At 64.7% G+C, this 14,067-nt stretch carries 14 protein-coding genes; 8 read left to right on the forward strand and 6 right to left on the reverse strand.

Annotated elements, in window-relative coordinates; all coding sequences use genetic code 11:
* The first annotated feature begins 4 nt into the window (after positions 1-4).
* On the forward strand, positions 5-1,414 hold the full coding sequence (mapR, locus tag N0B28_RS16610) for a GntR family transcriptional regulator MpaR (protein ID WP_043860894.1): 1,410 nt from the start codon (positions 5-7) through the stop codon (positions 1,412-1,414).
* A 169-nt stretch (positions 1,415-1,583) separates the two neighbouring features.
* On the forward strand, positions 1,584-2,417 hold the full coding sequence (locus tag N0B28_RS16615) for a hypothetical protein (protein ID WP_210013940.1): 834 nt from the start codon (positions 1,584-1,586) through the stop codon (positions 2,415-2,417).
* A gap of 14 nt (positions 2,418-2,431) precedes the next feature.
* Here N0B28_RS16615 and N0B28_RS16620 read toward each other — a convergent pair whose 3' ends face one another.
* The 5 genes from N0B28_RS16620 to N0B28_RS16640 form a co-directional block, all read right to left on the reverse strand.
* Positions 2,432-2,860, reverse strand: a complete 429-nt coding sequence (locus tag N0B28_RS16620; RefSeq protein ID WP_210013939.1) for an actin depolymerization factor/cofilin-like domain-containing protein — start codon at positions 2,858-2,860, stop codon at positions 2,432-2,434.
* 150 nt (positions 2,861-3,010) lie between these two features.
* On the reverse strand, positions 3,011-3,631 hold the full coding sequence (locus tag N0B28_RS16625) for a cell wall hydrolase (RefSeq protein ID WP_058541232.1): 621 nt from the start codon (positions 3,629-3,631) through the stop codon (positions 3,011-3,013).
* 64 nt (positions 3,632-3,695) lie between these two features.
* Positions 3,696-5,000: an FAD-binding oxidoreductase gene (locus N0B28_RS16630; RefSeq protein ID WP_078480749.1), complete on the reverse strand. Its 1,305-nt coding sequence runs from the start codon at positions 4,998-5,000 to the stop codon at positions 3,696-3,698.
* Entirely contained in the window at positions 4,997-6,085 is a 1,089-nt protein-coding gene (locus N0B28_RS16635; protein WP_043860898.1) for a polyamine ABC transporter substrate-binding protein, read from the reverse strand. Before N0B28_RS16635 ends, N0B28_RS16630 begins: the two co-directional genes overlap by 4 nt.
* Before the next feature lie 48 nt (positions 6,086-6,133).
* A complete protein-coding gene (locus N0B28_RS16640; protein ID WP_043860899.1) occupies positions 6,134-7,492 on the reverse strand; it encodes a glutamine synthetase family protein in 1,359 nt (452 codons plus the stop codon).
* Between the two features lie 173 nt (positions 7,493-7,665).
* On the opposite strand from N0B28_RS16640, the gene N0B28_RS16645 reads away from it, so the two are divergent.
* The 6 genes from N0B28_RS16645 (at position 7,666) to N0B28_RS16670 (ending at position 13,459) form a co-directional block, all read left to right on the forward strand.
* The gene (locus N0B28_RS16645; protein ID WP_054915122.1) at positions 7,666-8,580 is read left to right on the forward strand and encodes a helix-turn-helix domain-containing protein; all 915 of its coding nucleotides are present in this window, start codon (positions 7,666-7,668) and stop codon (positions 8,578-8,580) included.
* Positions 8,570-8,779: a DUF6434 domain-containing protein gene (locus N0B28_RS16650; RefSeq protein ID WP_116054828.1), complete on the forward strand. Its 210-nt coding sequence runs from the start codon at positions 8,570-8,572 to the stop codon at positions 8,777-8,779. Before N0B28_RS16645 ends, N0B28_RS16650 begins: the two co-directional genes overlap by 11 nt.
* A gap of 97 nt (positions 8,780-8,876) precedes the next feature.
* Positions 8,877-9,308 (forward strand): hypothetical protein, encoded by a 432-nt coding sequence (locus N0B28_RS16655; RefSeq protein WP_173925090.1) that lies wholly within the window; start codon positions 8,877-8,879, stop codon positions 9,306-9,308.
* A gap of 147 nt (positions 9,309-9,455) precedes the next feature.
* Entirely contained in the window at positions 9,456-9,959 is a 504-nt protein-coding gene (locus N0B28_RS16660; RefSeq protein WP_043860903.1) for a sigma-70 family RNA polymerase sigma factor, read from the forward strand.
* Positions 9,956-10,927 (forward strand): FecR family protein, encoded by a 972-nt coding sequence (locus N0B28_RS16665; protein ID WP_054915125.1) that lies wholly within the window; start codon positions 9,956-9,958, stop codon positions 10,925-10,927. Before N0B28_RS16660 ends, N0B28_RS16665 begins: the two co-directional genes overlap by 4 nt.
* Positions 10,928-11,035: 108 nt before the next feature.
* The gene (locus N0B28_RS16670) at positions 11,036-13,459 is read left to right on the forward strand and encodes a TonB-dependent receptor (RefSeq protein ID WP_275727587.1); all 2,424 of its coding nucleotides are present in this window, start codon (positions 11,036-11,038) and stop codon (positions 13,457-13,459) included.
* A 79-nt stretch (positions 13,460-13,538) separates the two neighbouring features.
* On the opposite strand, the gene N0B28_RS16675 is transcribed toward N0B28_RS16670, so the two are convergent.
* Positions 13,539-14,000 (reverse strand): GNAT family N-acetyltransferase, encoded by a 462-nt coding sequence (locus tag N0B28_RS16675; RefSeq protein WP_254998854.1) that lies wholly within the window; start codon positions 13,998-14,000, stop codon positions 13,539-13,541.
* Positions 14,001-14,067: the final 67 nt, after the last annotated feature.

Raw genomic sequence — 14,067 nt, forward strand, 5'->3', positions numbered from 1 at the left:
CATGATGAAACGCTACGAGAAATTCGCCGACGACATTGCCGAACTGATTCGCTCCGGGGTACTCGGCCCCGGCCAGCGCGTGCCGTCGGTGCGTTACGCCAGCCAGACCCACGGGGTCAGCCCGTCCACGGTGTTCCAGGCCTACTACCTGCTGGAGCGTCGCGGGCTGATCCGGGCCCGGCCGCGCTCGGGCTACTTCGTCAACACCCACGCCCCGCGCCAGTTCAACGAGCCGCAGATCATCGAGCAGGCCAGCGAATCGACCGAGGTGGACGTCAGCGAGCTGGTGTTCTCGATCCTCGACTCGATCAAGGACCCGCAGACGGTGGCCTTCGGTTCGGCGTTCCCCAGCCCCAACCTGTTCCCGCTGCCGCGCCTGGCGCGCTCGCTGGCCAGCGCCAGCCGCGAGATGGACCCGCGCATGGTGGTCACCGACCTGTCGCCGGGCAACCCGCAACTGCGCCGCCAGATCGCCCTGCGCTACATGGTCGGCGGCTTGATGCTGCCGATGGAAGAACTGCTGATCACCAACGGTGCGCTGGAGGCGTTGAACCTGTGCCTGCAGGCGGTAACCGAGCCGGGTGACCTGGTGGCCATCGAGGCACCGGCGTTCTATGCCTGCCTGCAGATTCTGGAGCGGCTCAAGCTCAAGGCGGTGGAGATTCCGGTGCACCCGCGCGAAGGCATCGACCTGGGGGTGCTGGCGCAGACGCTGGAGCGGCATCCGGTCAAGGCCGTGTGGTGCATGACCAACTTCCAGAACCCGGTGGGCGCGAGCATGCCGGAAGACAAGAAGAAGCAGCTGGTCGAGCTGCTGAGCGTGCACCAGGTGCCGCTGATCGAAGACGACGTGTATGCCGAGCTGTACTACGCGCAGCAGGCGCCCAAGCCGGCCAAGGCATTCGACACCGAAGGGCTGGTGATGCATTGCGGCTCGTTCTCCAAGAGCCTGGCGCCGGGCTACCGGATCGGCTGGGTGGCGGCCGGGCGCTATGCGCAGAAGATCGAGCGGCTCAAGCTGATGACCTCGCTGTGTGCATCGATGCCGGCGCAGGCGGCGATTGCCGACTACCTGCAGCACGGTGGCTACGACCGCCACCTGCGGCGCCTGCGCTATGCGCTGGAAGAGCAGCAGAACGCCATGCTGGCGGCGATTGCCCGGCACTTCCCGGCGCAGACGCGGGTCAGCCACCCCAGCGGCGGGTACTTCCTGTGGCTGGAGCTGCCGGAGCAGATGGACTCGCTGAAGCTGTTCCAGATGGCATTGGCCCAGGGCATCAGCATTGCGCCGGGGCCGATCTTTTCGCCGACGCGCCGGTTTCGCAACTGCATCCGCCTCAATTACGGCAGCCCCTGGACCGAGCAGTCGGAGCAGGCGATGGAGACGCTGGGGCGGATCGTGCGGTCGTTCTGAGGGGCTGGCATGACGGTCAACGCCCCATCGCGGGTCAAGCCCGCTCCCACATGACTGCGGTGATCCTGTGGGAGCGGGCCTGACCCGCGATTGGGTCGGTGCAGCCCCTTGCCCACACCCGCACAATCGCGCACCATCCCCTCCCGCACTTGCCCACGGATGGCCCCGGATGAAACCGCTGTACCTGCTACTGGCCCTGCCCCTGCTGCCCGCCTGCAGCCTGATCGGTTTCGTCGCCAAGGAAAGCGTCGTGGGCGCCACCAGCCACTACGGCTTGAGCAGCACCACGCTGATCGCCGAACTCCCGCCCAACCACGGCGTCACCTACAACGCCAGCTACGCCCCGCTCGACCCGTACCGCTGCACCGTGGCCTCCCCCGCCACCGGCGGCATGCGCTCGCGCCCCAACCAGTACCGCACCGACCAGGCCGATGCGCACCCCGACGCGCGCACCGTCACGTTCAGGATCCCGCTGACCTACACCATCGGCAGTTGCACCCAGCAACTGGACAACATCACAGTGAGCATCAAGTCCCCCAGCGGGCGGTACAGCCTGGCGGGGGTCAAGGTATTGCCGGCACTGCCCGACGGCACTGGGCCGGTGCGCGACGCAGACCCCGAGCTGGTTGTGCGCCGCCTGTGCGGCACGGCCTACCACATCGTGCCCGGGCATGAGCGCCACGTGCTGGCCAGGGACATCGACTGCCTCGCCGCCGACAGCCAGTGGCAACCGCTGGAGCGGACCTCCAGGCACCCCGGCCCGGTCGCCAACGTCGCCTACACCCAGCTGAACAAGACCGACCTGCGCTTCGTGTACCGCCTCATCGACAAGGAGTGGCCGCTTTACCCCGAGAACTGGTCACCGGTCGGCGATGGCATGAAGCCCTGCGCTTCACAATGGAAGTGGGTTGGCGAAGCCTCCTGCAGTTATCGTGACCCGACATTTTCGACTTTCGAGATGGACGGTCGTGAATGCACTCTTTATCCAGGCTGTACAGAGTAAGCCCGAATGGATATTTACCGAATTGCAAGGCCATTACTAAACTTAGCCAGAACCAAGTCGTATTCAAGATCTTTCTTTTCAGATGCCTGAATGTCTAAAGCAATACCAGTTAAAGCACGTCTAAGTGCATCCTTACTGGAGGCATAGTCCATCCTTTTTCTTATGGGGGCCGAGTCATCTGCGTATAGAGTAAACAAAATTGCATTTCGTCTCCCCTCAACGGTTTCAAACTCAAAGTCGACGACAGCATATCGCACTTCATTCGGGGTCAGCGCGCTCAGAAAATCCTCGTAGGTTGCGGACCTATCGCCTGTTGATTCAACAACAACCTCCTTGTAATCATCTGAGATCTTGAAAACAATATACCTAAACGCTTTACTTAATTTGAGCGAATTGTAAGCATTTCGACACTCATCCGTCACTAACACACCAGTGCTTGACATGGCCATCATCCTCTTCCGATTCAATCGCGTACCACGCCAACTAACCGCGAAGTCAGGCATCACCATACAACAGCGCCTAATCAACCGACACTGGCAAAGTTATCAGGTTACATACTGCTGAAAACAGGCTGCGCCCTGCTTACCTGCCAATCACCGCGCCTCCCCCGCACGCGGCTTGTAGAACAGGAACCTGGGAGTTTCGGCGGTCTTCAAGTACGTCCTGGCCCACGCGGGATGCACATGGCGGTCATGAAAGTACATCGCGCCATCGGTGCTGTCGGTCAGTTGCTGATTCAGCGCCTTGCGCGCGATTTCCTTGGCCACGGTGTACTGCACCGGCTCTTCCACATCGTCCGAGCGCCCGTCGCACCACCACGAGAACTGGCATGTACGCTCCTTGATGCCCTGCTTGACCACCTCGCACACGGTGCCCGGAAACCCTTCGTGCCCCAGCCGGTTCATCACCACGCTGGCCACACCCTGCATGTCCGCCGCCTCACCGCCCTTGGCCTCCCAGTAGAGGGTGCGCGCCAGGCAGGTGATCGCGTCATCCAGCGCGGCCTCGCCCTTGGGGTCGACCGCCTGCACTTCGCTGCGGGTGATGGCCTGGTCGCTGGGTACGCTGGCCTCGCGCCCCTGTTCGGCAGCCTTCTGCTCCAGCACCTGGGCCTTGTCTTCGGCTACCGCCGCAGGCGGCGCCGCGGCGGCAGAGCCCGGCAGAACAGCGATCAACCACACGGCAAGACAGCAAACTGCAGCGAATGAGCGCATGACCGAGCCTTCTTGTGAGCCTCTGATAGATGCACAGTAGCTGCAACCGGCGATTTGCGCCGCCCTACCCCAGCAGCTCGCGCAGGCGGTACCACAACATGCCCAGCGCCAGCAGTGGCGAGCGCAGGGCCGGGCCGCCGGGGAAGGTCATGTGCGGCACCTTGCTGAAGATATCCAGGCCCTGGCTATGCCCGGCGTGGATCGCCTCGGCCAGCAACTTCGCCGTCCAGTGGGTGACGTTCACCCCGTGCCCCGAATAGCCCTGGGCGTAGAACACGTTGGGGTGCTGCTGCAGGCGTCCCACCTGCGGGAAGCGATTGGCGGTAATGCCGATCTTGCCGCCCCACTGAAAGTCGATGCGCACATCCGCCAGCTGCGGGAACACCTTGAGCAGCTTGGGCAGCATGTAGCCGGCGATATCCGCCGGGTCGCGCCCGGAATAATGGCAGGCCCCGCCGAACAGCAGGCGCCGGTCGGCAGTAAGGCGGTAGTAGTCCAGGCCGACCTTCTGGTCGCACAGCGCCAGGTTCTGCGGGATCAGCCCGGCGGCGCGCGGTGCCGACAGCGGCTCGGTGGTGATGATGTAGCTGCCGGCCGGCAGCACCTTGCCGCTCAGGCGTGGCTCCAGGTCGTCCAGGTGCGCATTGCACGCCAGCACCAGGCTGCCGGCCCGCACGCTGCCGCGCGCGCAGCGCACCTGCACGGTGGGGCCATGCACCAGTTCGAGCACCGTGCTGTGCTCGAACACCTGCACCCCCAGCGACGCCGCCAGGCGCGCCTCGCCCTGCACCAGGTCGAGCGGGTGCAGGTGGCCGGAGCCCATGTCCAGCAGCCCGCCGGCATACACCTTCGAGGCCACCACCTCGTGCATCTGCTGCGGCCCGTAGAGTCGGGTCTGGTGCCGATAGCCCAACGCCTCCAGGCTCTGCTGTTCAGCCTGGAACGCTGCGTACTGCGCCGGGGTATTGGCCAGCTCGCAGAAGCCCCAGCGCAGGTCGCAGTCGATGCCGTCCTCCTGCACCCGGCGGCCCACCACCTCCACCGACTCGATGCCGGCGCGTTGCAGGTAGGCCACCCCTTCCTGCCCCACGTAGCGGGCAAACCCCGACACCTCGTGGCCGATGCCGCGAATCAGTTGCCCGCCGTTGCGCCCGCTGGCACCCCAGCCGATGCGCCGCCCCTCCAGCAACACCACCGAAAGCCCGCGGCGAGCCAGTTCGATGGCGGTGTTGACCCCCGTGAAGCCACCGCCGATCACGCACACATCGGCGATCAGGTCCTGCTCCAGCGTCGGGTAGTCGGCCTGGCGTCTGGCCGTCGCTGCGTAGTACGAACGGGCGTGTTGCGCATTGCCATTCACGTTGTTCATTTGTTCGATTTCACTTTGCTCCACGAGCGGGTCATCAAACGCATGATGGCCGGCGTGGGGGTGCTTGAGATATACAGTTTGTCGAGCACCGCCTGGGGCGGATACACCTCGGGGTTGTCGACCAGGTCGGCGGCCATGTACTGGCGCGAAGCCGGCGTCGGGTTGGCGTAGCCCACCAGGGTGCTGACCTTGGCGATCACCTGCGGGTCCATCAGGTAGTTGATGAAGGCGTGCGCCTCCTTGGGGTTGGTGGCGTCGGCCGGGATCGCCAGCAGGTCGAACCACAGGTTGCTGCCCTCCTTGGGAATCGAATAGGCGATGTTCACGCCGTTATGGGCTTCCCTGGCGCGGTTGGCCGCCTGGAACACGTCGCCGGAGTAACCGAAGGCGATGCAGATGTCGCCGTTGGCCAGGTCCGTGACGTACTTGGAGGAATGGAAGTAGGTGATGTACGGGCGCAGCGCCAGCAGCTTGGCCTCGGCCTTCTTGTAGTCCTGCGGGTTTTCGCTGCGCGGGTCCAGGCCCATGTAGTTGAGCACTGCCGGGAACAGCTCGTCGGCAGAATCCATGAACGACACGCCGCACTGGCTGAGTTTTTTCAGGTTCTCGGGCTCGAACAGCACCGCCCACGAATCGATATGGTCGATGCCCAGCACCTGCTTGACCTTGTCGACGTTGTAACCGATGCCATTGGTGCCCCACAGGTAGGGCACCGAGTGGCGGTTGCCGGGGTCGTTGTCCTCCAGTTTCCTGAGCAGCACCGGGTCGAGGTTCTTCCAGTTGGGCAGTTGCGAGCGGTCCAGTTCCAGAAACGCCCCGGCCTTGATCTGGCGCGCCAGGAAGTGGTTGGACGGCACCACCACGTCGTAGCCGGTGCGCCCCGCCAGCAGCTTGCCCTCCAGGGTTTCGTTGGAGTCGAACACGTCGTAGATCACCTTGATCCCGGTCGCCCCCTGAAAGTCGGCCAGGGTGGTGGGGCCGATGTAATCGGTCCAGTTGTACACGCTGACGCTCGGCTGGGCCTGTGCGGCGGCCCCCCACAGCAACCCCAGGGCCACCGGCAACACGGATTTCAACAGACGCATATCGACACCTCTTCTGATTGTTTTATCGATGATCGGCAGGTCAGCGCATCACACGCTCAGCAGCAGGAACTCGCGCTCCCACGAACTGATCACGCGCTTGAAGTTCTCGTGCTCGGCGCGCTTGACCGCCACGTAGCCACGCACGAACTTGCTGCCCAGGTAGCGTTCGATGGTCGGGCAGTCTTCCATGTGCGCCAGCGCGTCCTCGATGGTGATCGGCAGGCGCAGGTTGCGCCGCTCATACGCACGCCCCTGCACCGGGGCGCTGGGCGCGATGCCCTCGACCATGCCCAGGTAGCCGCACAGCAGGCTGGCGGCAATCGCCAGGTACGGGTTGGCATCGGCGCCGGGCAGGCGGTTCTCAACGCGCATCGACTCGGGGCTAGAGGTGGGCACGCGCAGGCCCACGGTGCGGTTCTCTTCGCCCCACTCCACGTTCACCGGTGCCGAGGTGTCGGGCAGAAAGCGGCGGAACGAGTTGACGTTGGGCGCGAACATCGGCAACACCTTGGGGATGTACTTCTGCAGGCCGCCGATGTGCTGCAGGAACAGCTCGCTCATGCTGCCGTCGTCATTGACGAAGATCGGCTTGCCGGTGGCGCTGTCGACCACGCTCTGGTGCAGGTGCATGGCGCTGCCCGGCTCGTCGCCCACCGGCTTGGCCATGAAGGTGGCGGTGACGTTGTGCTTGAGTGCGGCCTCGCGCATGGTGCGTTTGAACACGGTGATCTGGTCGGCCAGGTCCAGGGCGTCGCCGTGGCGGAAGTTGATTTCCATCTGCGCCGGGCCGTCTTCGTGAATCAGCGTGTCCAGGTCCAGGCCCTGGGCCTCGCACCAGTCGTAGACGTCCTCGAACAGCGGGTCGAACTCGTTGGCGGCATCGATGGAGAACGACTGGCGGCCACTTTCGGCGCGGCCCGAACGGCCCAGTGGCGCCTGCAACGGCAGGTCTGGGTCTTCGCAGCGCTGGGTCAGGTAGAACTCCATCTCCGGTGCCACGATCGGTTGCCAGCCCTTGTCGGCGTACAGCTTGAGGACTTTCTTGAGCACGTTGCGCGGCGACAGCTCGATGGGGTTGCCCTGCTTGTCGAAGGTGTCGTGGATCACGATCGCGGTGGGCTCCAGCGCCCAGGGTACCGGGTAGATGGCCGTCGAGTCGGGGCGGCAGAGCATGTCGATGTCGGCCGGGTCGAGCAGGTCGTAGTAGATCTCGTCCTCGACGAAGTCGCCGGTCACGGTCTGCAGCAGCACACTTTCCGGCAGGCGCATGCCTCGCTCATGCAGGAACTTGTTGGTGGGGGCGATCTTGCCGCGGGCGATACCGGTCAGGTCGGTGACCACGCATTCCACTTCAGTGATCTTGTGTTCTTTCAGCCAGGTGGACAGCTGATCGAAGGGGGTATTCATGAGAACCTCGTTGTCGTGATGCAGGGCATGCGCAAGGGTGTGTGTGGCGCGGGCGGGCAAGGCCTGGCTTCCCCTGCGCCGCGTTGAGGTCTATCTTGGTGCCGCAGCTGCGGCTGCATCTATCCACTTTGAGCAGAAGAAAATGCACCAAAGCAGTGCATTCAGAGGTTCTCATGACAACCCCGTCGCCCTTGCGGGTACAGGCCTTCACCAGTGCCGATGTGGCCGAACAGGTACGCGCCACGCCAGGCTGGGCACAGCACTACCAGCAGATGTCACCCGGGCACTTTGCCGGGATGGTGCGCTGCCTCGACCTGCAGGGCGTGGAGGTGTACGAAGAGCGCATGAACACCCGGGTGGAGCAGAGCTTCAGCGCCCCCGGCGGTTCGCTGTCGTTCTGCTTCGACCGCAGTGACAACAGCCTGTACGTGCTCAATGGCGAAAGCCGCAACATCTGGATCACCCCCGAGAACTACCAGGAAGTGGCCGTCGTGTTCGGCCCTGCGTTCGTGCGTGAGCACGGCGTGGACGTTGCGGCGCTCGAAGGTCTGTTCATGGCACCGCTCAATTCCCAGCGCAATGCCTTGTTCAGCGGCTGGCTGAGCAGTACCCTGACGCGCCTCTCGCAGAGCGAGGACGCGCCGTGCCAGCAGGTGCTGGCCAGGCAGTTGCTGGACGATTGTCTGTACATTCTCGACACCGCCTCGGTGTGCCTGGACCGCGGCGAGCTGTGGCGGCGCACCGAGGAGCGCACCATCATGCGCAAGGTCAGCGAATGGGCGGCGGATTCGCCGGAGGAGTCATTGAACCTGCTGCAACTGGCGCAGGTGGCCGGCAGTTCGGTGCGTCAGTTGCAGCATGCGTTCAAGGCGTACACCGGCATCACGCCCAGCCACTGGCTGCGCCTGCGCCGCCTCAATGGCGCGCACCGCGAGCTGCTGACCGCGCGCGGCCACACCGTGGCGGAAGTGGCAATGCGCTGGTCGTTCTGGCACCTGGGGCGGTTTTCCAGCAGTTATCAGGCGCTGTTCAAGGAGTTGCCCAGTGAAACCCTCAAACGACGCAAGGAGACACGGTATGGCTTTTGACTGGCATGGCGGGGTGATTACCCGGGAGACACCGGTGGGCGAGGATTACCGCAACACGCAGAACGTGCGGCGGTTCATGCGTGAGCAGTGTGGCGAGGATTTCAGGTTCGACCGGCCGTTGATGGCATGGATAGTCGATGGTACGGCGCGGACGATGGGGGATGTGGTGGATGAGTGGGCCAGGCGTCGTAGTGCTTAGCTGAACCCGCGACATCCCTGCGCAAGTACCCACTGGCAGCCCAGGCTGGTATTGTGCCGCCCTGCAAACCCAACTGGATGACTGTGAGGAAATGACGTTGAACGCTGATGCGAACATGACCGGGGACCTGTTCGAAGTCGACAAGCGCCTGGGCCTCAAACCCGTGGTGGACTTCAACACCTACCTGCGCGCCGCATTCGCCGACGGCGCCTGCGCATGCAGCCGCTGCCTGGAAAACAAGGGCGACGAGAGCGGCTACGCCTTCGCCCATACCTTCGACTTCCAGGGCCAGGTCACCCATCGCCGCTTCGCCACCACCACCGCCAGCGATGTGCTGATGGTCCTGAAAAAAGCCTGGCTGTCCTACACCAAGGCCGAACTGGATGTCAGCGGCAACCTGGACCTGGACGCCATCAAGGCCTTCGTCGAGCCACAGCTGCACAAACGCCTGGTGCCACTGTTCGTCGCCAGCGGGCTGGTTGTCGAGGTCGACGGGCAACTGGTGCTGCAAGCCCAGGCAGCCGCCTGACGGCCATGCCTGGGGCGCGTCGCCGGCAGAGCCGGCAACGCGCCCTGGTGCAACCCGCGCGCGATTGCACCCCCGCCCAGGCTACACACAGGCATTGCGACACTGTAGTATTGAGAACTATTCACATTCACTGTCGAGTCGTTCCCGGTGCACACGCCTTCCTCCAAGCTCGGCTTCTTCTTCAGCGACCACCACCGCTGGCTGCTGCAACACATCCAGAAGCGCCTGCGCAACCGCGCCGACGCCGAAGACACGGCTGCCGAGGCGTTCTGCCAATTGCTGGTGGCGCGGGTTGATCCGGACAGCATCCAGCAACCGCGGGCCTTTCTGTCGACCATCGCGCGCCGGCTGATCTTCGACCGCCACCGCCGCCGCCAACTCGAAAATGCCTACCTGGAACGCCTGTCGAGCCTGCCCGAGCAGGTAGCGCCCTCCCCGGAGGAACAACTGCTGCTGGTCGAAGCGCTGGTGGCCATCGACCGAGCGCTCACCGGCCTGCCCGCGGTGGTCAAGGCAGCCTTCCTCTACAGCCAGCTCGATGGCCTGAGCTATGTGGAGATCGGGCGCAAGCTCGCGCTGTCGGAACGCACCGTCAGCCGCTACATGAAACAGGCCCTGCGCCAGTGCTACCTGGCCGAGATGGCACCATGAGCAAGGCCCGCCTCGACCCGGCCGCGGAGCAGGCCATCGACTGGATGGTGCGCCTGAGCGCCGACCGCAACGACACCCGCCTGCACGCCCGTTTCGATACCTGGCTCAACAGCGACCCGGCCCATGCCCAGGCCTGGGGCCGGCTGCAGGAGCGCCTGGGTGGCGCGTTCGGCACCGTGCGGGCGCTGGACCAGCGCCTGCCCGGCCAGGCCGGCGAAGCCCGGCGCGTGCTGATGCAGCCCGGCACCTCCCGGCGCGATGTGCTGCGCGCCATCGGCGGGCTGGGCCTGCTGGGCGGCGGGTTGTGGCTGGCGGCGCGCAGCGAGGTCGGCACCACGCTGATGGCCGACCTGCACACCGGTACCGGCGAGCGGCGCACCCTGGAACTGGAAGATGGCAGCCAGCTGAGCCTGAACGCTAGCACTGCCGTCGACCTTCAATTCGATGCCCACCAGCGCCTGGTGCTGCTGCGCCAGGGCGAACTGGTGATTGAAGTGGCACCCGACCCGCAGCGCCCCCTGCGCGTGCGCACCGCCCAGGGCGAAATCCGCGCGCTGGGCACGCGCTTTCTGGTCAGCCAGCAGCCCGACGCCACCCGCGTGGTGGTGCTGCAGCATGCGGTGCGCGCACGCCTGCACGATGGCAGCGAACTGGACCTGCAGGAAGGCCAGGCCGCCCTGCTGCACGCCCAGCGCATCGAGCGTCTGGGCCGTGACGAGCGTCACCGCGCCGACTGGCTGAACGGGCACCTGAATGTACTGGATGACCCGCTGGATGCAGTGGTCGACGCGCTGCGCCCCTACACCCGCGGCTTCGTGCGGGTCGCGCCGCAGGTGCGCAACCTGCGCGTGCAAGGGGTGTTCCCGCTCAACGATCCGCAGCGCAGCTTCGGTGCGCTGGCCGAAACACTGCCGATCGAGGTACGACACTACGGCCCGTGGTTGACCCTGATCGGCCCGAAAAGCTGAGCCCGAGAACCCTCTGAAAAGTTTTTATGAAAAACAATCGCATTTGTGTCCGGTTTTCATTTCTCATCCCACCTATCTCCTGACTGCACACACAATCAGGAGAATTCCGTGCTCAACCCTTGGTCCCGCGCCCTCCCCGTCGCCGTTGCCCTGGCCACCCTGAGCTGCGCCGTGTCTGCCCAGCAGCAGGCACTTGCGTTCAACCTGCCGGCCGGCCCGCTCGCCGCCACGCTCAATGCCATCGCCAGCCAGAGCGGCCAGATCATCTCCCTCGACCCGGCCCTGGTGCAGGGCAGACAGGCCCCGGCCGTCCGTGGGCAGATGAGCGCCGAGCAGGCCCTGCAGGCCGCACTGGCCGGCAGCGGGCTGCAACTGCTGGTGACCGGCAGCGGCCACTTCAGCGTGGTGCCGGGGGTAGACACCGCAGGCGCACTGGAGCTGGGCGCCACCAGCATCACCGAGGTGCGCAACCTGGCCACCACCGAAGGCTCGAACTCCTACGCAGCGCGGGTCACCACCATCGGCAAGGGCGAACACACGCTCAAGGAAATCCCCCAGTCGGTCAGCGTCATGACCCGCAAGCAGATGGACGACCAGGGCCTGACCAACCTCAAGGACGCCGCCAACCAGACCACCGGCCTGGTCGGCCAGCAAGGCGTGGGCAAGGGCATGATCCTGATGTCGCGCGGTTTTCAGATCGACGACTGGCAGTACGACGGCGTACCGATTCCGCGCAACACCTACTCGCTGGGCAACTGGGCGACCCAGGACCTGATCTTCTTCGACCGCATCGAGTTCCTGCGCGGTGCCTCGGGCCTGCTGCAGGGCACCGGCAGCCCGGGCGGCGCGATCAACCTGGTGCGCAAGCGCGGGCAGGACAAACCCACCGTGACCGTCACCGGCAAGGCCGGCTCCTGGGACCACTACGGCCTGCAACTGGACGCTGGCGGCCCGCTGAACCCGCAGGGCACGATCCGCGGGCGCTTCGTCGCCGACGAAGACCAGAGCCAGTCGTTCATCGACTACGAGTGGAGCAAGACCCACTCGCTGTACGGCGCGCTGGATTTCGACCTGAGCCCGGACACCACCGTGGGTGTGGGCGTGAGCTACTCGGACAACACCTCGCGGCCCATGCTGCGTGGCCTGCCGCGCTATGCCGACGGACGCCCTGTGGACGTGCCGCGCTCGACCTATACCGGCGCGCGCTGGAACCACTCCGAAATCGACGTGACCACGGTGTTTGCCGACCTCGACCACCGCTTCAACGACGACTGGAAGGTGCATGCCGCCGCCGTGTACATGAGCGAGAGCAACGACTCGCTGCACCAGCGGGTGCAAACCACCGGCCAAGGGCTGAATCCTGACGGCAGTGGTGTCCAGTATGCCAACTGGTACACCGACTTCGACTCGACCAAGGTGGGTCTGGACGCCTACGTCAACGGCCATTTCGAGACGCTGGGGCTGCAACAGGAACTCATCCTGGGTGGCAACTATTCCCAGCTCAAGACCGACGATGTGTTCGCGCGCACCTTCATCAACGGCGGCAATATCTTCGATATCGACCACGACCGCCCCAAACCCAGCTACGACAGCCTGATGCGTGACGGCGGCCGAGCCACCGCAAGCGAATATGACGTGCGCCAGAAAGGCCTGTACGGCAGTTGGCGGGTCAAGCTGGCCGAGCCGTTGACCGTAGTGCTTGGCTCGCGCGTGAGCTGGTACGACTTCCGCTACTCCTCAGTCATCACACAGGGCAACACGGTGACGGTCGCTGACCCAAGCGTCATGACCGAAACCGGTGTGGTTACCCCCTATGCCGGCATCATCTATGACCTGACCCAGGAATGGGCGGCCTACGCCAGCTACACCGACGTGTTCCAGCCGCAGAGCGAACTCGATGCCGCACAATCGGTGCTGAAGCCGATTGTCGGCAGCAACTACGAAGTGGGCCTCAAGGGCGAACTGATGGATGGCCGGGTCAACACCTCGTTCGCCGTGTTCCGCTACGACCAGAACAACCGAGCGATCACCGACGCTTCTGCGCAATGTGGCTCCGGCGATTGCTCGAAAGCGTCCGGCAAGGTGCGCAGCCAGGGTTTCGAAGCCGAAATCAGTGGCGAAGTGATGCCCGACCTGCAGCTGTTCGCCGGGTACACCTACACCACCACCACGTACATCAAAGACCCGGAGAACGAAGGCAAGGTCTTCAACCAGTGGACCCCCAAGCACATGCTGCGGGTATGGAGCGACTACCGTTTGCCGGGCGACTGGAGCCGCGTAAGCGCGGGCCTGGGCTTCAGCAGCCAGAGCCACACACTGGGTTACGAGAGTACGTTTGATGTGCCCGGTTACACGGTGTGGAATGCACGCCTGGCCTATCAGCTGACGCCTGAGGTGAGTGTGGCAGTCAACGCCAACAACCTGTTCGACAAACACTACATTGCCTCGGGCTACAACCAGCTCGGCGGCAACAACAACTACGGCGAGCCGCGCAACATGATGTTCAGCGTCAAGTACACGCCGCAGTTCTGAGGCGCCTGCTTCGCCGGCAAGGCCGGCTCCTGCACAGCCTGTAGGAGCCGGCCTTGCCGGCGAATGCCCCGACGCGGTGTCACCTGCCCAGCGCCCTGGCCATCACGATGGTGCGCTCTTCCCCCTCCACCACCTCGCGTACCACCGCATACCCCAACCGCGCATAGAACGCCTGCGCCGTCAGCGAGGACGGTACCCGCAGCGCCTGCACCCCCGACGCACCGGCCAGCTCTTCAACATGCAGCATCAAGGCCCGACCGATGCCCAGCCCCTGCCGGTCCGGCGCCACGAACACCGTGCGCACCACGTCCCCCTCCAGGCTCGCGGTACCCACCACCTGCCCGCCCAACTGCGCCACCACCACCTGCCGGCGCGCCATCAACCCCAGCAGCGCCTCGGGGGAAAAACTCTGCTCCACCCGCGCAATCACCGCCGGCGAATAATCCTGGCTGTTGCTCGTGCGCAAGGCCTCGACAATCACCCGGCTGATTGCCGGCGCATCCGTTTCCAGTGCTTGGCGCACCTGACATGTTTCGCTCATCACCGCCCCACTCCAGCCACCCTGCATTTGAGAATGAATGCTATTATCGCCTTCCTTTTTTCGACAC

It is taken from the genome of Pseudomonas sp. SD17-1 (assembly GCF_029201585.1).
GTDB lineage: Bacteria > Pseudomonadota > Gammaproteobacteria > Pseudomonadales > Pseudomonadaceae > Aquipseudomonas > Aquipseudomonas palmensis.

Excerpts from the sequence above, each read along its gene's own strand:
- mapR (WP_043860894.1), top strand. The coding sequence starts at position 5 with ATGAAACGCTACGAGAAATTCGCCGACGACATTGCCGAACTGATTCGC.
- N0B28_RS16615 (WP_210013940.1), top strand. The coding sequence starts at position 1,584 with ATGAAACCGCTGTACCTGCTACTGGCCCTGCCCCTGCTGCCCGCCTGC.
- N0B28_RS16620 (WP_210013939.1), bottom strand. The coding sequence starts at position 2,860 with ATGTCAAGCACTGGTGTGTTAGTGACGGATGAGTGTCGAAATGCTTAC.
- N0B28_RS16625 (WP_058541232.1), bottom strand. The coding sequence starts at position 3,631 with ATGCGCTCATTCGCTGCAGTTTGCTGTCTTGCCGTGTGGTTGATCGCT.
- N0B28_RS16630 (WP_078480749.1), bottom strand. The coding sequence starts at position 5,000 with ATGAACAACGTGAATGGCAATGCGCAACACGCCCGTTCGTACTACGCA.
- N0B28_RS16635 (WP_043860898.1), bottom strand. The coding sequence starts at position 6,085 with ATGCGTCTGTTGAAATCCGTGTTGCCGGTGGCCCTGGGGTTGCTGTGG.
- N0B28_RS16640 (WP_043860899.1), bottom strand. The coding sequence starts at position 7,492 with ATGAATACCCCCTTCGATCAGCTGTCCACCTGGCTGAAAGAACACAAG.
- N0B28_RS16645 (WP_054915122.1), top strand. The coding sequence starts at position 7,666 with ATGACAACCCCGTCGCCCTTGCGGGTACAGGCCTTCACCAGTGCCGAT.
- N0B28_RS16650 (WP_116054828.1), top strand. The coding sequence starts at position 8,570 with ATGGCTTTTGACTGGCATGGCGGGGTGATTACCCGGGAGACACCGGTG.
- N0B28_RS16665 (WP_054915125.1), top strand. The coding sequence starts at position 9,956 with ATGAGCAAGGCCCGCCTCGACCCGGCCGCGGAGCAGGCCATCGACTGG.
- N0B28_RS16675 (WP_254998854.1), bottom strand. The coding sequence starts at position 14,000 with ATGAGCGAAACATGTCAGGTGCGCCAAGCACTGGAAACGGATGCGCCG.